Raw genomic sequence first — 25133 nt, 5'->3', positions numbered from 1 at the left:
AGCGAGGCACACCCCATGAACTACCGCACACTGGGCAACAGCGACATCAAGGTCAGCGTCATCGGCCTGGGCACCATGACCTGGGGCCACCAGAACAGCGAGCAGGACGCCCACCAGCAGCTGGACCTGGCGCTGGACCATGGTGTCAACCTGGTCGACACCGCCGAGATGTACCCGACCCCGACCCATGCCGACACCTGGGGCAGCACCGAGCGCTTCATCGGCACCTGGCTGGCCCGGACCGGCCGGCGCAGCGATATCGTGCTGGCCAGCAAGATCGTCGGCCCCTCGCGCAACCCCGGCAGCGGCACGCATATCCGCGATGGCCTCAGCCGCCACGACCGCGCCAACATCGTCGCCGCGCTGGACGGCAGCCTCAAGCGCCTGCAGACCGACCACCTGGACCTGTACCAGCTGCACTGGCCCGACCGCAGCACCAACTTCTTCGGCCAGCGCGAGTACCCGTATGTCGACGACCCGCAGGCCATTGCCATCGGCGAAACCCTGCAGGTGCTGGCCGAGCAGGTGCAGGCGGGCAAGGTCCGCCATATCGGCGTGTCCAACGAAACCCCGTGGGGGGTAGGGCAGTTCCTGCGCCAGGCCGAGGTGCTGGGGCTGCCGCGCATCGTCAGCATCCAGAACCCCTACAGCCTGCTCAACCGCCTGTACGAAGGCGGCCTGTCGGAATTCAGCCACCGCGAAGGGGTGGGCCTGCTGGCCTATTCGCCGCTGGCCTTCGGCGCGCTCACCGGCAAGTACCTGGGCGGCGCACGGCCTGAAGGTTCGCGCCTGTCGTCGGTGTACCGCACCTTCAACCGCTACGACAGCGCGTCGGCGCAGCAGGCCATTGCCGCCTACGTGGCACTGGCCCGCGAGCTGGACGTGAGCCCCGCGCAACTGGTTCTGGCTGCGGTGATCGGCAAGCCGTTCGTCAGCAGCGCCCTGACCGGGCAGACGAGCCTGGCGCAACTGCGCGAGAACATCGGCGCGCTTGAGCTGCAACTGAGCAGCGAGACCCTGGCGCGCATCGAGCAGATCCACGCGCACACCCCGAACCCGGCGCCCTGAGCCGCAACCCCTAGCCTGTGGAGGTGCCCATGGCGCCCATCAATCAAAGCGCGAGCGTCGGCCTGATTGCCGCCGAGCCGCTGTTCGTGGCCCGGCGGCGCAAGGTGCGGCGCTGGGCCATCCGCCCGGGCCTGGTGCTGGCCGGGCTGTTCGTGCTGCTGCTGGTGATTGCGGCCATCCAGCCGCACTGGCTGGTGGCGGGCGACCCGCTGGAGGCCAGTGCGCGCCAGGCGTTTCGTGCCCCCGACAGCCTGTACTGGCTGGGTACCGACGAAAACGGCCGCGACATCCTCACCCGGCTGGTGTACGCGGTGCGCCCGTCGCTGGTGCTGGGCCTGTCGGCCACCGCCATCGGCCTGCTGCTGGGCACCCTGTTCGGCCTGGCGGCGGGGCTCGGCCCGCGCTGGCTGGACGGTGCGGTGATGCGCGGGGTGGATGTGCTGCTGGCATTCCCCGACCTGCTGCTGGCCCTGGTGATCATCACCTTCTTCGGCCAGGGCCAGTTGAACACCATCATTGCCGTGGGCATCGCCAGCGTGCCGCGCTATGCACGCCTGGTGCGCGCACAGGCCCTGGTAGTGCGCGGTGCCGGCTACGTCGAGGCCGCCACCACCCTGGGCCTGGGCCGGCACGCGGTGATCCTGCGCCATGTACTGCCCAATGCCATCAAGCCGATCCTGATCCTGGCCACCATCGGCATCGGCGGCAACATCGTCTCGGGCGCGGCCCTGAGCTTTCTGGGCTTTGGCGCGCCGCCGCCGGAGCCGGAGTGGGGCGGCATGCTCGCTGTGGGCCGCAACTACCTGGCCAACGCCTGGTGGCTGGTGGCCTGGCCCGCCCTGGCAATCACATTGACCGTGGTCTCGATCAGTACGATCGGCCGCGAACTGCTGCGCCGCAGCGAAGGTAAACGCCCATGAGTCGCGCACCGCTTATCGATGTACAGGACCTGCACGTGCGCTTTGGCGCCCAGGCCGTGCCCACCCTCAAGGGCATCAGCTTCCAGCTGCACCAGGGCGAGTGCCTGGCGCTGGTGGGCGAGTCGGGGTCGGGCAAGAGTGTCACCTCACGCACGCTGGCCGGGCTGACCGGCGCCCATGCCCAGGTGCAGGCCAGCCGCCTGGACTTTGCCGGGCACGACCTGCGCGAGTTCGACGAGCGCACCTGGCGCCAGGTGCGCGGCGCGCAGATCGGCTTCGTGATGCAGGATGCCCTGGGCGCGCTGGACCCCTTGCGCCCGGTGGGCAAGGAGATCGCCGAGCCGCTGCAGCTGCATACAGGGCTCGACCGCGCGCAGCGCCAGGCCCGGGTGATCGAGCTGCTGCGCGCCGTCGGCGTGCCGCAGCCGGAACTGCGCGCCCGCCAGTACCCGTATCAACTGTCGGGCGGGCTGCGCCAGCGGGCGCTGATCGCCTCGGCCATCGCCTGCAACCCGCGCCTGTTGATTGCCGACGAGCCGACCACCGCGCTGGACGCCACGGTACAGGCGCAGGTGCTGAGCCTGCTCGAATCGCTGCGCGGCGAGAACACCGCGATGCTGATCGTGAGCCACGACCTGGCGGTGGTGTCGCGCCTGGCCAACCGCGTGGCGGTGATGCACAACGGCGTGATCGTCGAGCAGGGCAGCGTCGAGGCGGTGCTGCACGACCCGCAGCACCCCTACACGCAGTTTCTGCTGCGTGCCGGCCGGGCGGTGCACTTTCGGCGCACGCCGGGGGCAGCACGAACGCCGTTGGCCATCGTGGCGCCGACCCAGGAGCCACCGCTGTTGCAGGTGCGCCAGCTGAGCAAGGCGTTCAAGGGCCCGGACGGGCAGATGCGCACCGTGGTCAACCAGGTGTCGCTGCAACTGCGCCGCGGCAAGACCCTGGGCATCGTCGGCGAGTCGGGCTCGGGCAAGACCACCCTGACGCGCATGATCCTTGGCCTGGAAACCCCCGACAGCGGCGATATCCAGATCAAGGGCCAGCCCTGGCTGAAGCTTTCCGAGGCGCACAAGCGTCAGTTGCGGCGCAGCATCCAGGTGGTGTTCCAGGACCCGCTGAGCTCCTTCGACCCACGCTACAACGTGCAGCGCGTGCTATTCGAGGCGCTGGAGGTGGCCGGGCACAAGCGCGCCGACTGGCGCAGGCGGGCCGAGGAACTGCTGGGCCTGGTACGCCTGGACGCGGCGCTGCTCGACCGGCGCCCCATCGAGCTGTCGGGCGGGCAGCGCCAGCGCATCGCGATTGCCCGCGCGCTGGCCGCCGGGCCGCAGATTCTGGTGTGCGACGAGCCGGTGTCGGCGCTGGACGTGTCGGTGCAGGCGCAGATCCTCGAACTGCTCGACGACCTCAAGCAGCGCCTGGGCCTGGCGTGCCTGTTCATCTCCCACGACCTGGGGGTGATCAACCAGGTCAGCGACGAGGTGCTGGTGATGAAGGACGGCGTGGCGGTGGAGAGCGGGGCGGTACGCGACGTGTTCGACCACCCGCAGCATCCCTACACCCTGGCCTTGCTGGAGGCCATTCCGCACCTGGAAAGCGGCCGTCGTACCTCGTTCGAATTCCTCAAGTTGGCGATCTGAACCATGAGCCTGCATTTCTCGACCCGCCACACGCCGCGACGACGGCTGCACCACTGGAAGATCGACCACCTGCCGGACACGCCGCTGGCCTTCGTGCGCCTGTGCATCGGCAATTACAAGGTCTGGTACTCAAGCATCCTGCTGTTGCAGTGCATCGCCGTGGTCAGCGCGGTGCTGATCCCCTGGGCGCTGGGCCTGATCACCCGGCAGGTGACCGAGGCCGCCTCGGTGCACGCCGCGCTGCCGGGGCTGGTGGCGCCCCTGAGCCTGTTCGGCACGCTGCTGGTGCTGGAACTGCTGAGCGCCCGCAGCGCCGCCGCCTGCCACATCAAGGTGCTGCCGCTGCAGCGGCGCACCGTGACCCATGCTTTGTTCGCCTACCTGCAACGCCATTCCCAGCGCTTTGTCAGCAGCGAGTTCGCCGGGGCGCTGGCGCACCGCATCGCCGAGGTGGCGCTGGGGGTCAACCAGACCCTGGGCATCCTGCTGTTCGACATGCTCGGCCTGGCGCTGACCCTGAGCCTGGCCACCGCCTTGCTGTGGAGCGCTTCGGGCCTGCTGGCCGCGTTCATGCTCGGCTGGTCGCTGCTGTTCATTGGCGTTTGCTATGTTCTGGCGCGGCGCAGCCACCCGCTGGCGCAGCAGTATTCGGCGGCGCGCAGCACCAGCAACGGCAAGGTGGTGGACGCGGTGAGCAACCTCACCAACATCCGCCTGTTCGCTCGCCAGCCGTTCGAGCACGGCTACCTGGGGCACTACCTTGACCGCGAGGTGGATGCGGCCTACCGCTCGTTCTGGTACATGGAGAAGATCCGCTGGTTCCAGTCGGCCGGCGGCGTGGCCCTCAAGCTGGGCATGCTGGGGCTTGCGCTGCAGCAGTGGTACGTGGGGCGCATCGACATCGCCACCTTCGTCATGGCCACCAGCCTGTCGCTGCTGATCATCAATGACGTGAGCAATCTGTCGCGGCGCTTTCTGGAGTTCTTCGAGGCCACCGGCAACATCGCCAACGGCGTGCGCACCCTGGTGCGGCCCCACGAGGTGGTGGACCTTCCCGGCGCACGGGCGCTGCCGCCGGTGCGCGGCGACATCGAGTTTCGCGACGTGAGCTTCGGCTATGCGCCCGACAAGCCGATCTTCCAGCACCTGAACCTGGTGATCCCGGCGGGGCAGACCGTGGGCCTGGTGGGCACCTCGGGCTCGGGAAAGTCGAGCCTGCTCAACCTGCTGCTGCGCCTGTACGACGTCAACAGCGGCCAGGTACTGGTGGATGGACGCGATGTGCGCGAAGTGACCCAGCATTCGCTGCACCAGCAGATCGGCCTGATCCCCCAGGAACCTGGCCTGTTCCACCGCAGCATCGGCGAGAACATCCACTACGGGCGCCTGGAGGCCAGCTTCGAAGACGTGGTGCATGCCAGCCGCCGCGCCGGCGCCGACGACTTCATCGACAGCATGGAACACGGCTACGACTCGCTGGTGGGCGAGCGCGGGGTCAAGTTGTCGGGTGGCCAGCGCCAGCGCATCGCGATTGCCCGGGTGTTGCTCAAGAACGCCCCGATCCTGGTGATGGACGAAGCCACCTCCAGCCTGGACTCGCTCACCGAGCGTTTCATCCAGGAAAAGCTCGACGAAATCATGCACGGCAAGACCGTGCTGGTGGTCGCGCACCGCTTGTCCACGGTGGCGCACCTGGACCGCATCCTGGTGTTCGACAAGGGCCGCCTGATCGAGGACGGCAGCCATGCACAACTGCTGCGCCAGCGCGGCCAGTACCACCGGTTGTGGAGTCGCCAGGCCGCTGGCCAGTTCGACGAAACACCCGCTACCGAATCTGCCTGAGAGTTTTCAAACGCCCAAGGAGGCGCCCATGCCGCATTTGTCCGAAGTCCCCAAACACGCCCCCCAACACGCACTGACCAGCGTTGCGCACCTGCATCAACGCCTGGATGCCTTGCTTCCCGAGATTGCGGCCGGTGCAGCCGAGCGTGAACGTGAGCGCCAGCTGCCGTATGACGCCATACGCCAGCTGGCCGCTGCAGGGCTCTATACCGTGCGCATCCCGCTCGCCTACGGTGGCCCCGGCGGCTCGGTGAGCGACGTGATCGGCCTGCTGCTGCGGGTGGCCTCGGTGGACTCCAATGTGGCCCAGGCCCTGCGCCCGGGCTTTGCCTTCGTCGAAGGGCTGCTGGCCGCCGACCATAGCGGTGCAGAGCAGGAACGCCAGCGCTGGTTCGCGCGCTACCTGGACGGCGCCGTGCTGGGCAACGCAGGCTGGGAGGTGGGCGGCGCCAATGGCGCGATCAGCGCACGCATCGTGCCCGATGGCGAGCACTTTCGCGTCAGCGGCAGCAAGTACTACAGCACGGGCGCGCTGTACGCCGACTGGGTCAGCGCCGTGGCGCTGGACGAACAGGACAGGCCGGTGTCGTTCGTGCTGCCGCGCGATCGCCTGGGCCTGGAGCTGGTGGACGACTTCGACGCCATGGGCCAGCGCCTGACCGCCAGTGGCACCACGCGCCTGAACGATGTGCAGGTGCTGGCCAGCGAGATTCGTCCGCGCACCGTGGAGGAGGGCAAGCGCACCATCGTCACCCCGTTTCTGCAGTTGTTCCTCGCCACCGTGGAGGCCGGCATCGCGCGCAATGCCCAGGAGGATGCAGTGCGCTTTGCCCGCGAGCATGCGCGACCGATCAAGCACAGCAGCGCCAGCCAGTCGGTGGACGACCCCTATGTGCAACTGAGCGTGGGCGAAGTGGCCGCGCGCGCCTTCACCGCCGAAGCGGTGGTGCTCAAGGCCGCAGCGGTGATCGACCGCGCCTGGGCCCTGCAACTGGACCCGCAGGCGGTGGATCAGGCCGCCATCGACGTGGCCCAGGCCCAGTACATTGCCGCCGAATCGGCGCTGCGGGCCGCCGAGCTGCTGTTCGATGTGGGCGGTGCGTCCACCACCGGGCGCAGCCACAACCTCGACCGGCACTGGCGCAACGCGCGTACGGTGGCCAACCACAACCCGCGCCACTGGAAGGCCTCGGCGGTCGGCACCTGGTACCTCAAGGGCACGCCGCCGCCGACCTCGGGGCTGTTCTGAGTGACCATGGCCGAACCCCTGCCGGCCTTGCGGCCGGTTTCGCGCAAGGTGCCGATGATCATCGGCTGCGCGCTGTGCATGGAACTGATCGACTCCACCGTGGTGATGACGGCCTTGCCGCAGATGGCCAGCGACTTCGGCGCGCCGAGCGTGCGCATGAACCTGGTGGTGTCGCTGTACATGCTGGCCGCCGCGCTGTGCGTGCCAGTCAGTGGCTGGGCCGCCGACCGCTTCGGCCCACGACGGCTGTTCGTGGTGGCGATCGTGCTGTTCATCGTGTCGTCGCTGGCCTGCGCGGCATCCACCTCGCTGTTGCAGCTGTGCCTGGCGCGCATGCTGCAGGGCGCGGCGGGGGCGATGATGGTGCCGGTGGGGCAGGTGATCCTGCTGCGCTGGTCGCCGCGCGAAGACCTGATGCGCAACCTGTCGTACCTGACCATTCCGGCGCTGATCGGGCCCATGATCGGGCCGCCGCTGGGCGGGCTGATGGTGACGTTCGTGTCGTGGCACTGGATCTTCCTGATCAACCTGCCCATCGGCCTGGTGGGCATCGTGCTGGTGCTGCGCCATGTACCGCATTATCCCGGGGTTCGTGCGCGGGCACTGGATGTGCGCGGGCTGCTGCTCAGCGGCACCGCGCTGGGGGCGCTGGTGTTCGGTTTCGAGGCGCTGGGCCACGGCCTGCTGCCGCGAGCGTGGGTGGCGGTGATGATCGGGGCGGGGCTGCTGTGCGGCGCGTGGTACATCCGCCATGCACGGCGCTGCGCCGAACCGCTGCTGGACTTGTCGCTGCTGCGCATTCCCAGCTACCGCATCAGCTTCTGGGGCGGCAACCTGCTGCGCCTGGGTACCTCGTCGGGCCCGTTCCTGCTGGTGCTGATGTTTCAGCTGTGCTTTGGCCTAAGCCCGCTGCATGCGGGGCTGCTGACCCTGGCGGGCGGCGCAGGGGCGTTTCTGATGAAGCTGTTGGCAGTGCGCGTGGTGCGCCGCTTCGGCATCCGTCGCACGCTCACCGGCAATGCGCTGCTCACCGGGCTGACCCTGGGGGCCTGTGCCAGCTTTACCAGCGATACGCCGTACTGGGTGGTCGTGCTGATGCTGTTCGCCAGCGCAGTGATCCGTTCGCTGCAGTTCAGCACCCTGGGCGCGCTGACCTATGCGGATGTACCGGCGGCGCTGAGCAGCCGGGCCAGCAGCCTGTCGGCGATGACGGTGCAGTTGAGCATGAGCCTGTCGGTGGGGCTGGCCGCCTCGCTGCTGGGGGTGCTGATGAACCTGCGCGGGCACACCACCCCCGTCACCAGCGACGTGGCCTGGGTGATGCTGCTGTGCGGGCTGGCGTGCATGGCCTCGGCACTGGTGTTCCGGCGCCTGGCGGCGGACGCCGGCAATGCGGTGTATGCCGCGCGTGGCTGATCAGATCGACAGGTTGAGCACCCGCTCGCCCTGGGTGGCGCCAGTGGGCCGGCGGCGATTGACCGCCAGTTCGCCGATCTTGATCAGGCGGGTACGCGTGACATTGCGGGTCAGGCCCAGCAGGTTGGCGGTGTGCACCTGGTTGTAGTGGCTGAAGCGGTAGGCCGCGCGCAACAGCGCGTCCTCGACCTGTTCGTGCAACGCGCCGGCCTGTTCCTCGAAGAGTTTCTGGAAGGCCCGTTCGAGCAGTGCCTGGGCCGAGTCGTCCTGGCTGGGGCTGTCGTCCTGGCGTTCGATGCGCATGTTCGACAGGCGCAGGTCGTCGTGCTCGATCAGGCCGTCGCGGCAGATCAGCAGGGTGTGGTGGATGACGTTTTCCAGCTCGCGGATGTTGCCCGGCCAGCCGTAGGTGCGCAGCTTGTGCTCGGCCTGGGCGCTCAGGCGCACCTGGCCGTAGCCCAGGCGCTGGCTGTAGGCATCGATGAAGTGGCGGGTCAGCGGCAGGATGTCGCCGGGGCGTTCGCGCAGCGGCACCAGCTCCAGGCTGACCACGTCCAGACGGTAATAGAGGTCTTCGCGAAAGTGCCCGGCATTGATCGCCTTTTCCAGCTGCACGTTGGTGGCGGCCAGTACCCGCACATCGATGGGAATGCTCTTGCGCGAGCCCAGGCGCACCACTTCGCGCTCCTGCAGCACGCGCAGCAGCTTGACCTGGATCGGCATCGGCAGGTCGCCGATCTCGTCGAGGAACAGGGTGCCGCCGTTGGCCTCTTCGAACCAGCCGGCCTTGGCCGCCAGGGCGCCGGTGAAGGCGCCTTTCTCGTGGCCGAACAGCTCGGCCTCGACCAGCGATTCGGAAAACGCGCCGCAGTTGACAGCCACGAACGGCTTGTCACGTCGCCCGCTGAGGTTGTGAATGTGGCGCGCCACCAGCTCTTTGCCGGTACCGGTCTCACCGATGATCAGCACGCTGGCTTCGCTGGGCGCCACCTGTTGCAGGTGCGCCAGCAGCGCACGTGACTTGGGGTCTTCGAACACCTGCGCGGTGGCGCGGATCGAGGTGGCCAACGCGGGCGAGGGCGGTAGGGTCAACAATTGCATGGCAGTCACACTATGAATAGAACGTCGGAATCGGCAGGCGCTGGTTCAAGGCCCAGTCGCCCAGTTCGTGGAGTTTGTAATCCAGCGGGTCGTGCAGGCTCTGGGTGCGCAGGTTGCGCCAGTGCCGGTCGAGCCCCACCGAGGCCTGCGTGGCGCGGGCGCCGGTGACCTCGAAGACCTTGCTGCACAGCTCCAGGCCGTCGCGGCTGGCCGCCACCTTGGCGGTGGCGATGGCCACCGCCACACGGCCGCGCTGGTCTGCGCCAAGCGCGGCGCCCTTGGCCCAGGCCCGGTCGAGTTCGCCGGCGGCGTTGTCGAGCAGCAGCCGGGCGCCTTGCAGGCGTACCCAGAAGTCGCCGAAGTGGCCCAGTACATAAGGATCGTCGCGGCTATCAAGGGCTGTGGACTTGAACCAGGGCCGGGTCTCGTTGAGGGTGTACTGGCGCGCTTCTTCGAAGGCGCCTTCGGCGATGCCCAGGCAGATGTTGGCGAAATGCAGCTGGGCGATCAGCGGCCGCAGGCAGGCGAACGGCGTGCTCAGCGGGCCGGGGTCGAGCAGCAGGTCGCCTTCTTCCACGCGCACCCGTTCGAAGGTGGCGCTGCCGCTGTCGGTCTGGCGCTGGCCCATGTTGTGCCAGTCGTCGTGCAGGGTGATGCCGGTGCGACCGCTGGGTATCGCGGCAATCAGCAGCTTGCCCCCGGCAGCCTCGTCCACGGCCGAGGCAATCAGCATTTGTGAATCGCTGGCGCCCGAGCAGAAGCTCTTCTTGCCGGAGAATTCACGCCAGCTGCCGTGGTGCTTGACGATGGTGCGGGTGTCGAGGGGGTTGAGGGCATTGCCCCAGAACCAGTTCTTGCGCGCCGTCAGCTCGTACCAGGGCTGCCATTGCGAAGGTGCGCCGAACAGACGCACGGTGGCCAGCATCAGGTGGTGAAAGCCGAACACATGGGCAATCGAGCTGTCGACCCGGGCGAATTCGCGCACCACATCGAAGGTCTGGCTCCAGGTGGCGTTCAGCCCGCCGAACTCGCGGGGGATGCTCAGGGCCAGCAGGCCGCTGGCACGCAGGGCATCGCGTTCGGCCTTGGGCGTGCCGCCCTTGCGGTCGCGCTCTACCACGCTGCGGCTGAATGTCTGGGCCAGGTCGCGGGCAATCTGCAGCGGGGTCGATCGAGGGGTATGCAACGTGGCGCTCACGCGGGTTACCTGTGCAAAAAGGTTCGGGCCTCAAGGCCGGGCCCTGTCGATGCTAAATGATCTAAAAAACCTTAAATAAATAACGTTTAGGAATGTTGATATACAGCTTTTCATATTCCAAACAGATCTATATTTGTCGTTATTTATTCTTTTTGATTTTTATCTTTGCGGTGCACTCTGCATTCACGCACTGCAACGACGGTGCTCCCAACTGCTAAGGAGCCACACCATGACCATCAAGGCGATCAACGTACGTAACCAGTTCAAGGGCACCATCAAGGAGATCATCGAGGGGCCGGTGGTCTCGGAAATCGACGTGCAGACCCAGGCCGGCATCGTCACCTCGGTGATCACCACGCGGTCGGTGCATGAGCTGGAACTGAGGATTGGCAGCGAGGTGATCGCGTTCGTGAAATCGACCGAGGTGTCGATCGCGAAGCTGTGAGAGGGGTGTGACGGTGAGCGCCGGGTGGCCTCACCGCAATGCTCAGTCGGCTGTCAGCACGTCCCTTCTGGCCGGCAACACTTCCAGCTCCCCGAACGACACCGACGCATCCACGTAGCGCAGCGCCGATTTCACGTCGCGCCAACCCACGTGGGCCATCAGCGCTTTCATGTCCCAGCCATTGCCACTGGCCCAGGTGGCAAAGCCACGACGCAGCGAGTGGCTGCTGTAGAGGCTGGCGGGTAGCCCGGCATCTGCAAAAATCCGCCGCAGCAGCACGATCAGGCTGCCACTGTTAAGCGCCTGCTCGCCCAGGTTGCCCCAGCGATCGAGCTTGCGAAACACCGGCCCGCGGGCGATGCCCGCCACGCTGATCCAGTCGATGTAGGCCTGTACCGGACACAGGCTCTTCAGGGCAGGGGTGCGATGACTGACCCCGCGGCCCTGCCGGTCCCCTTTGCTTTGCGCCAGGTACAGCTGCATGCCCACGCCCGCCTGGGCCTGAATGTGCTCCACGCGCAGGCGCGCCAGCTCATCGCCCCTGAACCCTCGCCAGAACCCGATCAGCAGGAGGGCGACATCGCGCCGTGCGCGCAGCAGCTCGGGCAGGCAGTGCGCCTGTTGCGCCTGTACGGCCTTGGCGTGCAGTGCGTCGACCGTGCGCTGCAGGTGTTCCAGGGTCAGGGCGGCTGCCTGGCGCTCCTGCGCCGGGTGCACCGCGCGTATGCCCTTGAGCATCTGGCGCACCAGCGGCGCCTTGGTGGGGTCGGGAAAGCCCTGGCTGGTGTGCCACTGGCCCAGCGCGGCCAGGCGTTGGCGCAAGGTGTTGATCGAGTGCTGCTCGGCGTAATCGGCCAGGTAGCGCGCGATGCTGTCGGCCGTGGCCGGTAGAAAGCCACCCCAGCTCACCTCGAAATGCTCCACGGCCGCGCGATAGCTGCGCCGCGTGTTGTCCCTTACGGCTGCGTCCAGGTAGCGATCGAGCTTGTTCATCGGCAGGTTCTCCATCGGTGTACGGCTGAGCGACTGCAACCGGGCGTTTTTTGCCTATCACATGTGATAAGCCGTGATTATTTCATCTTTTATTCTGATTTCTATAGGCATTTTTTCAATTTCATTTAGTATGTATCTACATAGTACGTACCACATTACGAAATAGTAGGAGCACCCATGGCCCGTGGCGGTATCAACAAGGCAATCGTGCAGAAGGCGCGTCAGGCGCTATTGGCCCGTGGAGAACACCCCAGTATCGATGCCGTACGCATCGAGCTGGGCAACACCGGGTCCAAGACCACGATTCACCGCTACCTCAAGGAGCTGGACGCGCAGCAACCGACACTGGCGGCGGACAAGCCGGGCATGAGCGAAGCCCTGGCCAACCTGGTCAGTCAGCTGGCCCAGCAACTGGTGGAGGAGGGCGACGCACGTATCGAAGCGGCGCAGAACGTGTTCGACCATGAAAAGGCGGCGTTGCAGGGCGAACTGCAGGCGATCCAGCAGGCGCTGGCGACCCTGCAGCAGCAACACCAGATTCAGGCCGAGGCGCTGGCGGGTGAGTCGGCGCAGTTGGCCACGACCCGCAGTACCCTGCAGACCGAGCAGACGCGCAATGCCACCTTGAATCAGGCGGTAGGTGAGTTGAACCTGCGCCTGAACGACAAGGACGAGCAGATCCAGTCGCTGGAAGACAAGCACCAGCATGCCCGCGATGCACTGGAGCATTACCGCACCGCCACGCGTGAGCAGCGCGAGCAGGATCAGCGCCGCCATGAGGCGCAGGTGCAGCAGTTGCAGGTCGAGGTGCGTCAGTTGCAGCAGAGCCTGATCGTCAAGCAGGACGAACTGACGCGGCTCAACCGCGACAACGAGCGCTTGCTGGTGGAGGCGCGTCAGGTGCAGCGTGAGCGGCAGGCGCTGCAGGACCAGCAGGCGCAACAGGCACAGGAGATCAAGACCTTGATGGCCAGCCTGGCGCAGTCGTTGGGTGCGCGGGAGGAGCTGCTGCGGCAGAACCAGGTGCTGGGGCAGCAGGTGGAGCAGGGGGCGGGTGAACAACGCCAGCAACAGCAGGTGATTGAGCAATTGCAGGCGCAGGTCGAGCAGCGCGATGCAGAGCTGGAGGCCTTGAAGGCAAAGGAGCAAGCCTCAGACCGAGCTGAAGCCGAGCAGACAGGGCTGCCGACTCACCCCTGACAGGGCAGGGTGCGTTGCAGCGAATCTAGGAGCCGGCCTTGCCGGCGTCTTGGGGCGCCAGCTAGTCGCGCAATGACAAGCGCATCGCACACCGCCCCTGCAACCCTCGCGAAGCCTCGTACGCCATCTGCCGGCGCAACATACCGCTTAACGACGCCTCTTCCAGTCTCTCGAAACCCAACCGTGCATAAAACGGTGCATTCCACGGCACCGCCACAAAGGTGGTGAGGGTCAGGGCCGCGAAGCCCTGGGCCTCGGCATGCGCGCGCACGGCCGCAATCAATCGCCGACCCAGGCCCTGGCCTTGCTGCGCATGATCCACCGCCAGCTCTTCGATGTGCAGCGACTCATCGAACGCGCTGGCACACACGAACCCAATTGGGCGGTCCCGCCCATCCACCACCACCCACTCGAGCCCGGCAGCCACGAACTCCAGGTGCTCGACGCTGCTGAGCACCGTGTGCTCGGCAATCCACGCCAGTGCCGGCACTTGCACAAAGGCCTGGGCCGCAGAGCGCTCTATGGCAGGCAGCAGGGGAGCATCGGTAGGGGTCGCCAGGCGAATGGAAAAGGACATCGGGTACGCTCTGCAATGGGGACCCACGCAGTCTGTGCAAAGCACCAGGGTTGTGCAAGCGCCCCCGGCATGGGCAATACGGGGGCACGCTTTTTCCTTGCCAGTGGCGACATAAATCATAATTTCGCTAATACCCGGCGGCGCACAGAATGCGGGCAACCCCCTCATGCAGAAGCGCACAGCCATGACCGTTGAAAAAACCCGAATTGATACGCTTGTAGTAGGCGCCGGTCAGGCCGGCGTGGCCATGAGTGAGCACCTGGGCCGCCTCGGGGTGCAGCACTTGGTGCTGGAACGCAACCGCATCGCCGAAGCCTGGCGCACCGGTCGCTGGGACTCGCTGGTGGCCAACGGCCCGGCCTGGCACGACCGCTTCCCGGGCCTGGAATTCGAAGGCCTGGATGCCGACGCCTTCGCCGGCAAGGATCAGGTGGCGGCCTACTTCGAGACCTATGCCAAGAAGATCGACGCGCCCATTCGTACCGGTGTCGAAGTGCTCAAGGTCGAACGCAACGAAGGTCGCCCGGGCTTTACGGTGCAGACCTCCACGGGCCTGATCGAGGCCAACCAGGTGGTGGTGGCCACCGGGCCGTTCCAGCGCCCGGTGATCCCGCCCATCGCCCCGCAGCTTCCCGGCATCACCCAGCTGCATTCGGCCGACTACCACAACCCCCGGCAATTGCCCGAAGGCGCGGTGCTGGTGGTGGGCGCGGGCTCCTCGGGTGTGCAGATCGCCGATGAACTGCAGCGCGCCGGCAAGCAGGTGTACCTGTCGGTGGGCGCGCACGATCGCCCGCCACGTGCCTACCGCAATCGCGACTTCTGCTGGTGGCTGGGGGTGCTCGGCCTGTGGGACGCCGAAGGCGTGCAGCCCGGCAAGGAGCACGTGACCATCGCGGTCAGCGGTGCCCGTGGCGGACATACCGTGGACTTTCGCAAGCTGGCCCACCAGGGCATCACGCTGGTGGGCCTGACCCGCGCATTCGATCAAGGTGTGGTCAGCTTCGAGGCCAACCTGGCCGAGAACATCGCCCGCGGCGACGAGAACTACCTGGCGCTGCTCGATGCCGCCGACGACTACATTGCACGCAACGGCCTGGACCTGCCCGAAGAACCCGAAGCACGCCACATGCTGCCAGACCCGCAGTGCCTGACCCAACCGATTCTTGAGCTGGACCTGGCCAAGGCCGGTGTCAGCTCGATCATCTGGGCCACCGGCTACTCGACCGACTACAGCTGGCTGAAGGTCGATGCCTTCAAGCCCGACGGCAAGCCACAGCATCAGCGCGGTGTGTCCCGCGAACCGGGGATCTATTTCGTCGGCCTGCCGTGGCTGTCGCGCCGTGGCTCCGCCTTTATCTGGGGCGTGTGGCACGACGCCCGGCACATCGCCGAGCACATCGTGAAACAGCGCACCTATTTCGACTACCGCGACGCCGCGCAACGCGAGGCTGCCGCCCACTGTGATTCCAACGTCCAGAAACTGGGAGTACGTTGATGCCTACCCATACCCGCATCCGCATGTTCAACACCAAGGATACCTACCCCAACCAGACCCTGGACAACGACCTGTGCCAGGCCGTGCGTGCCGGCAACACGGTCTACGTGCGTGGCCAGGTGGGCACCGATTTCGACGGCCAACTCGTCGGCCTTGGCGACCCGCGGGCCCAGGCCGAACAGGCCATGCGCAACGTCAAGCAACTGCTCGAAGAAGCCGGCAGCGACCTGAGCCACATCGTCAAGACCACCACCTACCTGATCGACCCGCGCTACCGCGAGCCGGTGTACCAGGAGGTCGGCAAATGGCTCAAGGGCGTGTTTCCGATTTCCACCGGGCTGGTGGTCAGTGCCCTGGGCCAACCGCAATGGCTGATGGAAATCGACGTGATCGCGGTGATCCCCGAATAAGGAGCGGCACATGACTTTTTCTATCGTCGGACGCTGCGCCGAAACCGGTCAGCTGGGTATCGCCATCAGCTCGTCGAGCATCGCCGTGGGCGCGCGTTGCCCCTGGCTGCGCGCCGGCGTGGGCGCGGTGTCGAGCCAGAACATCACGTTGCCGGCGCTGGGCCCGCAGATTCTCGATGGCCTGGCCGACGGGCTGGCCCCCGCCACGGCCCTGGACCAGGCGCTGTCGAGCAATGGCTATGGCCAGTACCGTCAGGTAGCGGTGGTGGATGCCCAGGGGCGCACCGCACTCTTCAGTGGCAGCCACGCACTGGGCACCCACAATGCAGTGGCAGGCGATCAATGCGTGGCCGCCGGCAACCTGCTGGCCAGCAGCGCGGTGATCGAACGCATGGTCGAGGCCTTCGAGCGCAGCGAGGGCTGCCTGGCCGCCCGGTTGCTCACGGCATTGCAGGCGGGGCAGGCCGCAGGCGGCGAGGCCGGGGCGGTGCACTCGGCGGCACTGTCGGTGGTCGGCGACCTGACCTGGCCGATCGTCGACCTGCGGGTGGACTGGGCCGACGAGAATCCCATCGGCGAACTGCACAAACTGTGGACCGCCTATGAACCCCAGTTGCAGGACTACCTGACCCGCGCCCTGGACCCGACGCAGGCGCCCAGCTACGGAGTGCCCGGCGATGAGTGAATGGCGCAGCCGCACCCTGCTGGCGCAGCTGGTCGGCTTCGCCACGGTGAGCCGGGATTCGAACCTGGCGCTGATCGAGTTCGTGCGCGATTACCTGGACGATCTGGGGGTGGACTGCGAGCTGATCTACAACGCCGAACGCACCAAGGCCAACCTGCTGGCCAGCATCGGCCCGGGGGTGGAGGGCGGCGTGGTGCTGTCCGGACACACCGATGTGGTGCCGGTGGACGGCCAGGCCTGGACGGTGCCGCCGTTCGACCTGAGCGAGCAGGACGGCAAGCTGTACGGCCGGGGCACTGCCGACATGAAAGGCTACCTGGCCTCGGTGCTGGCGGCGGTGCCGCTGTTTCTGGCAAGCCCGTTGCGCCGCCCGGTACACCTGGCGTTTTCGTATGACGAAGAGGTGGGTTGCCTGGGGGTACGCAGCCTGCTCGAGGTGTTGCCACGGCGTATCCCGATGCCGGCGCTGTGCCTGATCGGCGAACCCACCGAACTCAAGCCGGTGCTCGGGCACAAGGGCAAGCTGGCCATGCGCTGCCATGTGCACGGCGCGGCCTGTCATTCGGCCTACGCGCCCTATGGCGTCAACGCCATCGAGCAGGCGGCGCGGCTGATCGGCCAGCTGGGCGCAATCGGTACGCGCCTGGCGGCGCCGGAGCTTCACGACGAACGATTTGACCCGGCATTTTCGACCGTGCAGGTGGGCACGATCCAGGGCGGCACGGCGCTGAACATCGTGCCGGCCGATTGCCGTTTCGATTTCGAGGTGCGGGCGCTGCCGGCGTTCGCCCCGCAAGCGGTGGCCGATGAATTGCAGGCGTTTGCCGCGCGTGAAGTAGTGCCGGCGATGCAGGCGGTCAATGCCGACAGCGACATTCGTTTCGAAGCGCTGTCGAGCTACCCGGGGCTTGCCACGCCACCGGACAGCGCGGCGGCGCAGCTGATTGCCCGGCTGTGCGGCAGCGATGCCTTCAGCACGGTGGCCTTTGGCACCGAAGGCGGGCTGTTCGACCAGGCCGGGATACCGGCGGTGGTCTGCGGGCCGGGCAGCATGGACCAGGGACACAAGCCGGACGAATACGTCAGCGTCGAACAGCTGGCTGGTTGTGACCGGCTGATGGAGCGTCTGGCGGCGTTTTTGAGCGAGACATAACACACAGATCGGCATACGAGCCGGCCAACCTTGCACCTTTTACTGCCGTAGAGCAGGACGACCGTACCCGCGGTCGCCTAACAAAACCCCGCCGGCGCGCACGAGCGTGTCGGCCTAGTCGAGGAAGTGAGCCATGACCCGATCCTTGCGTTGCAGCGTTCCGTTTGCCCTGGCCCTGTTGAGCAGTGCCGTGTTTGCCGCCCCGCAGAACCTGACCGTCATCTCGTTTGGCGGCGCCACCAAGCAGGCACAGGAAAAGGCCTACTTCCAGCCATTCAATGCCAGCGGTGCGGGCACCGTGGTGGCAGGCGAGTACAACGGCGAGCTGTCGAAAATCAAGGCCATGGTCGACGTCGGCCACACCAGCTGGGATGTGGTCGAGGTCGAAAGCCCCGAGCTGTTGCGCGGCTGTGATGAAGGCCTGTTCGAGAAACTCGACCCGCAACGTTTCGGTGACCAGGCCAATTTTGTGCCCGGCACCTTCACCGAGTGCGGCGTGGCCACCTATGTATGGTCGATGGTGATGGCCTACGACCATGCCAAGCTGGCCAAGGGGCCGACCTCATGGGCGGACTTCTGGAACGTGAAGGACTTCCCCGGCAAGCGCGGCCTGCGCAAGGGCGCCAAGTACACCCTGGAGATCGCCTTGCTCGCCGACGGCGTCAAGCCCGATGAGTTGTACAAGGTGCTCGGCACCCCTGAAGGGGTGAGCCGCGCGTTCGCCAAGCTGGACCAGATCAAGTCCAACATCCAGTGGTGGGAAGCCGGGGCGCAACCTGCGCAGTGGTTGATTGCCGGCGATGTGGTGATGAGCGCGGCGTACAACGGGCGCATCGCGGCTGCGCAGAAGGAGGGCATGAAGCTGAGCATCGTATGGCCGCAGAGCCTGTTCGACCCTGAATACTGGGCGGTGGTGAAGGGTACGCCGAACAAGAAACTGGCCGAGGATTTCATTGCGTTCGCCAGCCAGCCACAGGCGCAGAAGGTGTTCTCGGAAAACATTCCGTATGGCCCGGTAAACAAGCAGACCCTGGGTTTGCTGCCAGCCGAAGTACAGAAACAGTTGCCCACTGCCGAAGCCAACCTGGCCCAGGCGCGAGCAGTGGATGCGGCGTTCTGGGTTGACCATGGCGAGGAGCTGGAACAACGCTTCAATGCCTGGGCGGCGCGCTGATTCGAGCCAATATCCCACCCAGGCCTTAGCCCCCGCTACTGATACTTCTGTCAGTAGCGGGCTGGTGTTGCTCACCGTTACTGTTTGCCTTGCCGTTGGGCAGACAGTGGGAGAGCGACATGAACACCTTGCGACATACGCTGGCCCGGCCTGTCCGTACCGAACAAGCCCCCCTGGAACATCGAGACGCGCCGCCCGTATGCGCGTCACCAGCCCGCAATGGCAGCCAACGGCAACCCCTGAAGTGTGATCGACATGGGCAATCCTGCCAAAGGAGCCGGTGATGCCCATCCATCTTGCCACCAGAGCTTGTTGTTTGCTGGCAGCAGTACTGCTGACTGGCTGCATCCATCCGAGCCAGCAGTCGACGCCTCATGCGCCAGGCACCCAGGCGTCGAGCAGCGAGCTTTCCTCCGTCGACGCTTCGCCTGGCGAAGCCGCTGCGCGCGCACGTTGCACGCGCTACTTCGAGTCGGGGCAGTGGAGCTACCGCTACGACCCAGGCATCCGCAAGAACGCCTGGACCCTGGAGCTCACGCCTACCTATTGCGGACGACGCATCCGCCAGGACGAAACCAACGCCGCCTACGCGGAACTGTACAAGCGCTACGGCAGTGACTGGCGCTGGCGCCTCGACAACGGGGGCGGCATGCGTCGTCAGTTGGTGTGCCACCTGGCCACCGCCCGCTACAAGAAAACCTGGAACCTGGAGCCTTTTCGACCCGATGTGTCTCATCGCGTATCGGTGGCTGCCGGTTGCAATCCGACGCCACGTTGACAGGCAGTTTCAGCACTGCAGCACAAGGAGTGGACCATGAACAGGTTAAAGGTTTTGATGTTTCTGGGGTGCGTCGCAGCCAGTGCGCCGGGGTTGGCACAGTGGGCGCCTGGCTCACCACGCAGCCCGCTGGAGGACGGCAACGCCACCGTAGCCGACCTCAGGTACAACTACAGCGCAGGCAACTCGCATTGCGGTGATTCAGGCAAACCGCCGTTTCTATGCAGCGGTGTCCTGATGCGCGTCACCCAGCGGCCGCAGAACCCCGGGGCATTTCGCATCTGGGACCCTAGCCCGACCTCGGCGAGAAGTGGCGGAACGTCGTTCTCCTACATACGTTACGACGCAAGGTTCAGGTCAGTGGCGTGGGGCTTCAACGACGGTCTGATCATGTATCCCCAGGACCGCAGGCCAGCGGGCAAGGACCTGCTGATGGTGCAGTGCGCCTACAGCATGGATGGCTGGAACTGGTTCAGGAACACACCCTGCGGCACCATGGTCTACGAGGGAGTTGTTTACCCACACAGTCGGTCATGCCAGAGCCAGGGCGTCACCACGCCTCAACAATGGCTCGGGATCTGGTACCAGCCCGCCAAGTACCGCCCGCTGAATCAATGCGGCTTCGACATGCGCAGGGGCGTTGCCAACAGTGCCGGTTACTTCATGCTCATGATGCAGATAAAAAACATACTGGCCGCAGAAGGGTTCAGCGAGCAGAACGAACTTGTTGTTACGACATGGCCGGCGGGTCGTGCCAGAACCCTGCCCATCCAGGCATTCTTCTATATGCCAGTGGGTGTGCCTGCCCACTGGCCGGCAGGGGTACCGAACGGGCTGGCCGCTGCCAGGCTCAACCAGAAGGAGTTTCGGGCCGACACCGGCATCATCGTGCCCATTGTGCGGCTGACGCCACCTGCCAACATCAATGATCACTTTCGCTTCGACTTTATCGTTGCCGATCAAGCCGAAACAGGTTCGACCGGGGTCGTGCCTCCGAAACCGGTGCCAGGCCGCTGCCCGCGCTACATAGACTCGGTGAAATGGGGCGCGATCAATGGCAACCAGTGGAGCCTGGAAATCAAGCCTTCCGCCTGTACCCGCACTATCGCCGCAGACCAGACCGACCTGGCGTTCCAGGAGCTGCTGAACAAGGCCGGCAGTGACCGGCAGTGGAGCAACACCAACAGCATGCGTCGCCAGTTCGTCTGCCTGCTGACCACGTACCGAACCAAAGCATCCTGGTTCATCGAGCCGCATCGCCCTTATGTGTCCCACGAGGCGGCGGTCAAGGCCAACTGCAACCCCTAGGTTGTTGCAGGCCCGCACTTTATTGCGGCCGAGCACAGGTCGTGAGTTGTCGCTTTATTGATACCTGCTGAAACTAAGCACTTGGCAGGCAGACGCAGTTACAGCGTGCAGTGATCGGCCCGCTTTCACGCCAGCCACAGCCTGAACTGCTCCTTGCAGTAATCCACGAACAACTGCGCAGGCTTGGTCAGCTGCGCACGTTTGAGCCAGGCGGCCACCAGTGCCGAACCGGTCACGTCTTCGGCGATATCCACGCACACCAGTGGCTGGCCGTCATAGCTGATGGTGGAACGTGGCCGCGTCACCAGCAGTGCGAAACCGAAACCCTGGCCGACCATGCCGCGCACCATCTCGATAGAGGGCGAGCCGAACACGATGTTCGGGTTCAGGCCCAGTTCCTCGAAAATGCTCACGAAATAGGTACGGCTGGGTTGCACGTCCAGCAGGATCATCGGCTCAAGTACCAGGTCGCGCAGCGAGACCTGGGCTTGACCGGCGAAGCGATGGCCAGCAGGCAGCAGGGCGTAGGGCCTTTGCGGCGCGGTCAGCGGCTCGGTTTCGATGGTGCTGTCCAGGTCATGCTGGTAGAAGATCGCCAGGTCGAAGCGGCCGGCCGTCAGCCCCTGTACCAGCTCTTGCTGCTCGCCATCGCGCAGGCGAATTTCCACGCCCGGAAAGCGTTGGCGAAACCCGGCGATCAGCCGCGGCAGATAGAGTGGGGCGACGGTTTCGAAACAGCCGATGTCGATCTGCCCACTCACCACGTCGTTGTCCGCCAGGGCGTTCTGCTCGAACTCATGGGCCATGCGCAGCAGTTCCTGAGCCTTGCGGTAGAACCGCGCACCGCCCGGGGTCAGTGAAACCCCCTGGGCATGATGCCGAATCAGCAACTGTACACCGAACCCGTCTTCGAGCCCCTTGATGGCCGTGGATATCGATGGCTGTGCGATGTACAGCTTGCGCGAGGCTTCGGCCACGCTGCCGCATTCGACCGTGGTGACGAAATATCTAAGCTGACGCAGGGTATAGGACGCCACGCAAACACCTCAGGTTGTAGTTTTTGCCTACCTTACCGCGTGCTGGCCTTGCGTGCCCCGCAGGTTGCAGCGGATTTTGCGGGGCACAGAGCATATTTTTCCTTCGCTGGCGAGTACGCGGCCCCTGACCATTGATCGGCTGGCTGGCACCTACCACGTCCAGGGGCCTCGAAAAACTGCAGGGCCCGCATTTGTCGGACCACGACCTGAGGTGACCGCCATGGCTATCGATCCACGCCCGCAGGATGACCCCCTGTGGAAGGACCCGCTCAACGACCCGCGACGCGAACACGACCCGGTGACTGACCCGAACGTGCGTGGCGACGACGATCGCCGCGAACACCCTAACGACGTCGAGGGTATTCCCGACACCAACCCGTCAGTGCCCGAACCTGACGAGCCGACGCCACTGTCGGATGAACGACGCTGAACCTGTACTGGAGGACGCCAAGCATGATTCATGACCCGCGCAACCGCGAGCCCGTTGCTGAAGACCAGCCACAACCGCTGCCGCAAACCTGGAAACGCCCGGACGATGGCAAGAGCCTGCCTGAACGCGATGTGGAGGTGCCGTTGCAGGATGCCGGACGCCCGGACGAAGGAGGGCAGGAGCAGAGCAATACACCCGAACCTCACAAGGAAAACCCCTACAGCCCTGACTTCAAGCCACAACGTGAGCGCAAGCCGCGCACTGATGCCGATATCGATACCGATGGTGGCTAGCACGCGATTTTGTGCTGCGATGATTTTAACTAACCGTTGAAAATTAAACTTTATGTTGATATTTTCTCGGTTCGTTTTTTCTTGTGGTGCGCTCGATGGCCCTCGATACAACCCCTGAACGCCAGCTGGTGCTGGGCGTACTGCACGCAACGGTGCAGATGCTTGGCACTGTGCTGGGACGCACCACCGAGGTGGTCCTGCACGACCTGACCCGGCCGGAACATTCGGTGATTGCCATTGCCAACGGGCATGTCAGTGGGCGTCAGATCGGCAGCCCGGTACTGGCCGGGCCTCGTGAAGACCAGGGGTTCAATGCGGTGCTGCAGGCCCTGCGCGACAAGGGCAGCCATACCCCGGTGGTGGTGGGCAACTACCCGAGCCTGGGCCGCGACGGCAAGACCCTGCGCAGTGCCACTGCGGTGTTCCGCGACGCCTTGGGCGAGCCCTATGCCAGCCTGTGCGTGAACACCGACTTCAGTGGCATCGCCGCCGCCCAGGCGTGCCTGGAACAACTGCTGCCCGGCACCGGGGCAGCCCCCGGCGAGCCCACCGAGAATCAACCCGACCTCGAGCAGTTGATGGCGCAGATCATCGATGCTGCCCTGCACGACGCACGCAGCCAGGGCCGGCGTATCGCCAAGGCGCAGAAGCTCGAGGCGGTGCGCCAGATGCACGATGGCGGACTGTTCATCGTCAAGGGCGCCGTCGAGAAAGCTGCCGCCGCACTCGGGGTGACACGCTACACCATCTACAACTACCTCGATGAAATCCGCAACCGCTGAGCAAGCGTTGAAATTCAATCGATCGTCGAACTGGCCTGACCTGGAGCCTGGTATGTCCCTGCATCTCGAAACCCCTTTGGTGCCTTCGCGCCCGCTCAGCCTGGCCAGCGGCCAGGACGTGTGGCTCAAGCTCGACGCCCTGCAGCCCTGTGGCTCGTTCAAGCTGCGTGGCGTGGGCCTGGCTTGCCAGGCCTATGCCAGGCAAGGCAAGCGCCGCTTCGTGTCCTCGTCGGGGGGCAACGCCGGTATTGCGGTGGCCTATGCGGGCCGCTGCCTGGGCTTGCCGGTGACCGTGGTGGTGCCGCAAACCACCACCGAGCGCGCCAGGCAGCTGATTCGCCAGGAGGACGCCGAGGTCATCGTGCACGGCAGCGCCTGGCACGAGGCCAATGCCTATGCGCAATCGCTGCTCACCGACGACGCGGCCTTCATCCACCCCTTCGACGATCCGCTGCTATGGCAAGGCCATGCCAGCCTGATCGACGAGGTGGTCATCAGTGGGTTCAAGCCCGATGCGATCGTGCTCTCGGTGGGCGGGGGCGGCCTGTTGGCCGGGGTGTGCGAGGGGTTGGCGCGTAACGACTGGGCTGACGTGCCGGTATTTGCCGTGGAGACCGACGGCGCCGCCTCGCTGGCTGCCGCGATGGCCAGCAAGGCCCCGACGGCCCTGCCCGCAGTGACCAGCGTGGCGACCTCGCTGGGGGCCAAGCAGGTATGCCAGCAGGCCTTCGAACTCAGCCAGCAACGGCCGATTCACAGCCATGTGGTGACTGACGCTCAGGCGCTGGATGCCTGCGAACGTTTTCTGCTCGACCACCGTATCCTGGTGGAGCCGGCCTGTGGTGCAGCGCTGGCGCTGGCCTATGCACCGAGTGAGGCACTCAAGGCATATCAGTCGGTGCTGGTGGTGGTGTGCGGCGGGGTGACGGCCACCCACGAACAGATCCGCGAGTGGCGCGCCAGTTGCTGAAGCGGGTCAGTCCGACGCCAGCTCGAATACCTGCCAGCGTACCGAACTGACGCCTTTCTCAAGGCTCACCCGGCTGGCCAGGTGCTCGAGCTGCGAGGGCGCCTGCGGGTCGCCCATCAACTCGGCCCGCACCTCCAGCTTGGCCGGGTTGGGCAGGTCTTCACTGTGCAGTGATTGCAGGCGCAGGCCGCTGCTACCAAAGCTGTGCAGCATCAGGCTGCGTACCTGGATCTCGTCTTCGGCGCGGCATACGATGCGCACCTCGTAACGCTGCTCGGCCTCGCTGGCCGGTAACACATCCTGCTGGTTCAGCCGCTGGGCGATGTCACGCAGCAGGATGTTGGCGCATAGCACCATCAGGCTGCCCAGGCTCGCCTCAAGCAGTAACCCCAGGCTGCACAGCACACCGACGGCGGCGGTACACCACAGCGTGGCAGCGGTGTTCAGGCCGCGCACGTTCATGCCGTCGCGCATGATTACGCCACCGCCCAGAAAACCGATGCCCGACACCACATAGGCCGCCACCCGCGAAGCGTCGGCCGGGAGCATGCCCGGTACGGCCTGGGTCACCAGCACGAACAGGCAGGCGCCGGTGCTCACCAGCGCATTGGTGCGCAGCCCGGTGAGGCGCTGACGCAGTTGACGTTCAGCGCCGATCAGCGCCCCCAGTACCAGCGCGACAGCCACGCGCAGCAAGAATACTTTCCAATCCATGAACCACCTCAAGGCACCGGCAGACAGCCGGCGTCAGCGCACTTGTGCGCGTAAAGATTTCGGGGATGGCAACGGGTACGAGCAGCCGACACACCTCGTCACGATGAGGGGCGTCAAGCGGGGAGGGGAAATGAAGATGCGTCATCCCGCCAGGGATGCGGATCGCCACTGACCACCGTGTTCGGCGAGCAGTGGCAGAAGGGTCTGCTGGACTAGCTCGCCGGCTGTACCTGTCGCAATCGACTA

At 65.6% G+C, this 25133-nt stretch carries 25 protein-coding genes; 19 read left to right on the top strand and 6 right to left on the bottom strand.

What is annotated here, in order from left to right; translation table 11 throughout:
• Positions 1–15 precede the first annotated feature (15 nt).
• Genes B4I46_RS20195 through B4I46_RS20170 form a run of 6 tightly spaced genes read left to right on the top strand, consistent with a single transcriptional unit; the run spans position 16 to position 8141 of the window.
• Complete coding sequence (locus B4I46_RS20195) at positions 16–1068, top strand: NADP(H)-dependent aldo-keto reductase (RefSeq protein ID WP_286901526.1); 1053 nt, start codon at positions 16–18, stop codon at positions 1066–1068.
• A gap of 29 nt (positions 1069–1097) precedes the next feature.
• Positions 1098–1988 carry an ABC transporter permease gene (locus B4I46_RS20190; protein WP_063611979.1) on the top strand — a complete coding sequence of 297 codons (891 nt, stop codon included), beginning with the start codon at positions 1098–1100 and terminating at the stop codon, positions 1986–1988.
• Positions 1985–3634: a dipeptide ABC transporter ATP-binding protein gene (locus B4I46_RS20185; protein ID WP_058540182.1), complete on the top strand. Its 1650-nt coding sequence runs from the start codon at positions 1985–1987 to the stop codon at positions 3632–3634. The genes B4I46_RS20190 and B4I46_RS20185 overlap by 4 nt, the downstream gene beginning before the upstream one ends.
• Before the next feature lie 3 nt (positions 3635–3637).
• Positions 3638–5476, top strand: a complete 1839-nt coding sequence (locus B4I46_RS20180) for an ABC transporter ATP-binding protein (protein WP_116054009.1) — start codon at positions 3638–3640, stop codon at positions 5474–5476.
• A gap of 28 nt (positions 5477–5504) precedes the next feature.
• Positions 5505–6725 carry an acyl-CoA dehydrogenase family protein gene (locus tag B4I46_RS20175; RefSeq protein ID WP_043862769.1) on the top strand — a complete coding sequence of 407 codons (1221 nt, stop codon included), beginning with the start codon at positions 5505–5507 and terminating at the stop codon, positions 6723–6725.
• 6 nt (positions 6726–6731) lie between these two features.
• Positions 6732–8141, top strand: coding sequence for an MFS transporter (locus B4I46_RS20170; protein ID WP_286901524.1), 1410 nt, complete (start codon positions 6732–6734; stop codon positions 8139–8141).
• On the opposite strand, the gene B4I46_RS20165 is transcribed toward B4I46_RS20170, so the two are convergent.
• Together B4I46_RS20165 and B4I46_RS20160 are read right to left on the bottom strand one after the other, a co-directional pair.
• Complete coding sequence (locus B4I46_RS20165; RefSeq protein ID WP_043862771.1) at positions 8142–9242, bottom strand: sigma-54 interaction domain-containing protein; 1101 nt, start codon at positions 9240–9242, stop codon at positions 8142–8144.
• 10 nt (positions 9243–9252) lie between these two features.
• Positions 9253–10428 (bottom strand): acyl-CoA dehydrogenase family protein, encoded by a 1176-nt coding sequence (locus B4I46_RS20160; RefSeq protein WP_213086009.1) that lies wholly within the window; start codon positions 10426–10428, stop codon positions 9253–9255.
• Positions 10429–10669: 241 nt separating this feature from the next.
• On the opposite strand from B4I46_RS20160, the gene B4I46_RS20155 reads away from it, so the two are divergent.
• Positions 10670–10885, top strand: a complete 216-nt coding sequence (locus tag B4I46_RS20155) for a TOBE domain-containing protein (RefSeq protein WP_043862773.1) — start codon at positions 10670–10672, stop codon at positions 10883–10885.
• 42 nt (positions 10886–10927) lie between these two features.
• On the opposite strand, the gene B4I46_RS20150 is transcribed toward B4I46_RS20155, so the two are convergent.
• Positions 10928–11878 (bottom strand): site-specific integrase, encoded by a 951-nt coding sequence (locus B4I46_RS20150; protein WP_185061867.1) that lies wholly within the window; start codon positions 11876–11878, stop codon positions 10928–10930.
• A gap of 177 nt (positions 11879–12055) precedes the next feature.
• Here B4I46_RS20150 and B4I46_RS20145 point away from each other — a divergent pair, with 177 nt between their 5' ends.
• Positions 12056–13078: a DNA-binding protein gene (locus B4I46_RS20145; protein WP_043862775.1), complete on the top strand. Its 1023-nt coding sequence runs from the start codon at positions 12056–12058 to the stop codon at positions 13076–13078.
• Between the two features lie 61 nt (positions 13079–13139).
• Here the strand turns inward: B4I46_RS20145 and B4I46_RS20140 are convergent, their stop codons facing one another.
• Positions 13140–13655, bottom strand: a complete 516-nt coding sequence (locus B4I46_RS20140; RefSeq protein WP_088514917.1) for a GNAT family N-acetyltransferase — start codon at positions 13653–13655, stop codon at positions 13140–13142.
• A 166-nt stretch (positions 13656–13821) separates the two neighbouring features.
• Here B4I46_RS20140 and B4I46_RS20135 point away from each other — a divergent pair, with 166 nt between their 5' ends.
• The 7 genes from B4I46_RS20135 (at position 13822) to B4I46_RS20105 (ending at position 20661) form a co-directional block, all read left to right on the top strand.
• Complete coding sequence (locus B4I46_RS20135) at positions 13822–15153, top strand: flavin-containing monooxygenase (RefSeq protein ID WP_371920436.1); 1332 nt, start codon at positions 13822–13824, stop codon at positions 15151–15153.
• On the top strand, positions 15153–15563 hold the full coding sequence (locus B4I46_RS20130; protein ID WP_003182257.1) for a RidA family protein: 411 nt from the start codon (positions 15153–15155) through the stop codon (positions 15561–15563). The genes B4I46_RS20135 and B4I46_RS20130 overlap by 1 nt, the downstream gene beginning before the upstream one ends.
• 10 nt (positions 15564–15573) lie before the next feature.
• Entirely contained in the window at positions 15574–16248 is a 675-nt protein-coding gene (locus B4I46_RS20125) for a DUF1028 domain-containing protein (protein ID WP_043862778.1), read from the top strand.
• On the top strand, positions 16241–17401 hold the full coding sequence (gene argE / locus B4I46_RS20120) for an acetylornithine deacetylase (RefSeq protein WP_282361000.1): 1161 nt from the start codon (positions 16241–16243) through the stop codon (positions 17399–17401). Before B4I46_RS20125 ends, argE begins: the two co-directional genes overlap by 8 nt.
• Positions 17402–17534: 133 nt before the next feature.
• Entirely contained in the window at positions 17535–18575 is a 1041-nt protein-coding gene (locus B4I46_RS20115) for an ABC transporter substrate-binding protein (RefSeq protein WP_043862780.1), read from the top strand.
• 283 nt (positions 18576–18858) lie between these two features.
• The gene (locus B4I46_RS20110; RefSeq protein WP_078480985.1) at positions 18859–19353 is read left to right on the top strand and encodes a DUF2599 domain-containing protein; all 495 of its coding nucleotides are present in this window, start codon (positions 18859–18861) and stop codon (positions 19351–19353) included.
• Between the two features lie 36 nt (positions 19354–19389).
• Positions 19390–20661, top strand: a complete 1272-nt coding sequence (locus tag B4I46_RS20105; protein ID WP_286901508.1) for a DUF2599 domain-containing protein — start codon at positions 19390–19392, stop codon at positions 20659–20661.
• A gap of 125 nt (positions 20662–20786) precedes the next feature.
• Here B4I46_RS20105 and B4I46_RS20100 read toward each other — a convergent pair whose 3' ends face one another.
• Complete coding sequence (locus B4I46_RS20100) at positions 20787–21698, bottom strand: LysR substrate-binding domain-containing protein (RefSeq protein WP_043862783.1); 912 nt, start codon at positions 21696–21698, stop codon at positions 20787–20789.
• 220 nt (positions 21699–21918) lie between these two features.
• Between B4I46_RS20100 and B4I46_RS20095 the strand changes: the two genes are divergently transcribed.
• From B4I46_RS20095 to B4I46_RS20080, 4 genes are all read left to right on the top strand, one after another.
• Positions 21919–22128, top strand: a complete 210-nt coding sequence (locus tag B4I46_RS20095; protein WP_043862784.1) for a hypothetical protein — start codon at positions 21919–21921, stop codon at positions 22126–22128.
• 23 nt (positions 22129–22151) lie between these two features.
• Positions 22152–22421: a hypothetical protein gene (locus tag B4I46_RS20090; protein ID WP_043862785.1), complete on the top strand. Its 270-nt coding sequence runs from the start codon at positions 22152–22154 to the stop codon at positions 22419–22421.
• A 95-nt stretch (positions 22422–22516) separates the two neighbouring features.
• The gene (locus B4I46_RS20085; RefSeq protein WP_054914513.1) at positions 22517–23203 is read left to right on the top strand and encodes a helix-turn-helix transcriptional regulator; all 687 of its coding nucleotides are present in this window, start codon (positions 22517–22519) and stop codon (positions 23201–23203) included.
• A gap of 52 nt (positions 23204–23255) precedes the next feature.
• A complete protein-coding gene (locus tag B4I46_RS20080; protein WP_054914512.1) occupies positions 23256–24173 on the top strand; it encodes a pyridoxal-phosphate dependent enzyme in 918 nt (305 codons plus the stop codon).
• A gap of 6 nt (positions 24174–24179) precedes the next feature.
• Here the strand turns inward: B4I46_RS20080 and B4I46_RS20075 are convergent, their stop codons facing one another.
• Positions 24180–24887, bottom strand: a complete 708-nt coding sequence (locus tag B4I46_RS20075) for an MgtC/SapB family protein (RefSeq protein ID WP_043862787.1) — start codon at positions 24885–24887, stop codon at positions 24180–24182.
• Positions 24888–25133: the final 246 nt, after the last annotated feature.

It is taken from the genome of Pseudomonas sp. UBA7500 (assembly GCF_002478435.1).
GTDB lineage: Bacteria > Pseudomonadota > Gammaproteobacteria > Pseudomonadales > Pseudomonadaceae > Aquipseudomonas > Aquipseudomonas palmensis.
Note: the sequence above shows the minus strand (reverse complement) of the source record. Positions and strands in the feature narration are given on the sequence as shown.

Coding starts and splice junctions, on each gene's coding strand:
- B4I46_RS20190 (WP_063611979.1), top strand. CDS start 1,098: ATGGCGCCCATCAATCAAAGCGCGAGCGTCGGCCTGATTGCCGCCGAG.
- argE (WP_282361000.1), top strand. CDS start 16,241: ATGAGTGAATGGCGCAGCCGCACCCTGCTGGCGCAGCTGGTCGGCTTC.
- B4I46_RS20150 (WP_185061867.1), bottom strand. CDS start 11,878: ATGAACAAGCTCGATCGCTACCTGGACGCAGCCGTAAGGGACAACACG.
- B4I46_RS20170 (WP_286901524.1), top strand. CDS start 6,732: ATGGCCGAACCCCTGCCGGCCTTGCGGCCGGTTTCGCGCAAGGTGCCG.
- B4I46_RS20075 (WP_043862787.1), bottom strand. CDS start 24,887: ATGGATTGGAAAGTATTCTTGCTGCGCGTGGCTGTCGCGCTGGTACTG.
- B4I46_RS20140 (WP_088514917.1), bottom strand. CDS start 13,655: ATGTCCTTTTCCATTCGCCTGGCGACCCCTACCGATGCTCCCCTGCTG.
- B4I46_RS20125 (WP_043862778.1), top strand. CDS start 15,574: ATGACTTTTTCTATCGTCGGACGCTGCGCCGAAACCGGTCAGCTGGGT.
- B4I46_RS20135 (WP_371920436.1), top strand. CDS start 13,822: ATGCAGAAGCGCACAGCCATGACCGTTGAAAAAACCCGAATTGATACG.
- B4I46_RS20080 (WP_054914512.1), top strand. CDS start 23,256: ATGTCCCTGCATCTCGAAACCCCTTTGGTGCCTTCGCGCCCGCTCAGC.
- B4I46_RS20155 (WP_043862773.1), top strand. CDS start 10,670: ATGACCATCAAGGCGATCAACGTACGTAACCAGTTCAAGGGCACCATC.
- B4I46_RS20145 (WP_043862775.1), top strand. CDS start 12,056: ATGGCCCGTGGCGGTATCAACAAGGCAATCGTGCAGAAGGCGCGTCAG.
- B4I46_RS20085 (WP_054914513.1), top strand. CDS start 22,517: ATGGCCCTCGATACAACCCCTGAACGCCAGCTGGTGCTGGGCGTACTG.
- B4I46_RS20090 (WP_043862785.1), top strand. CDS start 22,152: ATGATTCATGACCCGCGCAACCGCGAGCCCGTTGCTGAAGACCAGCCA.
- B4I46_RS20180 (WP_116054009.1), top strand. CDS start 3,638: ATGAGCCTGCATTTCTCGACCCGCCACACGCCGCGACGACGGCTGCAC.
- B4I46_RS20105 (WP_286901508.1), top strand. CDS start 19,390: ATGAACAGGTTAAAGGTTTTGATGTTTCTGGGGTGCGTCGCAGCCAGT.
- B4I46_RS20165 (WP_043862771.1), bottom strand. CDS start 9,242: ATGCAATTGTTGACCCTACCGCCCTCGCCCGCGTTGGCCACCTCGATC.
- B4I46_RS20175 (WP_043862769.1), top strand. CDS start 5,505: ATGCCGCATTTGTCCGAAGTCCCCAAACACGCCCCCCAACACGCACTG.
- B4I46_RS20115 (WP_043862780.1), top strand. CDS start 17,535: ATGACCCGATCCTTGCGTTGCAGCGTTCCGTTTGCCCTGGCCCTGTTG.
- B4I46_RS20095 (WP_043862784.1), top strand. CDS start 21,919: ATGGCTATCGATCCACGCCCGCAGGATGACCCCCTGTGGAAGGACCCG.
- B4I46_RS20195 (WP_286901526.1), top strand. CDS start 16: ATGAACTACCGCACACTGGGCAACAGCGACATCAAGGTCAGCGTCATC.
- B4I46_RS20110 (WP_078480985.1), top strand. CDS start 18,859: ATGCCCATCCATCTTGCCACCAGAGCTTGTTGTTTGCTGGCAGCAGTA.
- B4I46_RS20130 (WP_003182257.1), top strand. CDS start 15,153: ATGCCTACCCATACCCGCATCCGCATGTTCAACACCAAGGATACCTAC.
- B4I46_RS20185 (WP_058540182.1), top strand. CDS start 1,985: ATGAGTCGCGCACCGCTTATCGATGTACAGGACCTGCACGTGCGCTTT.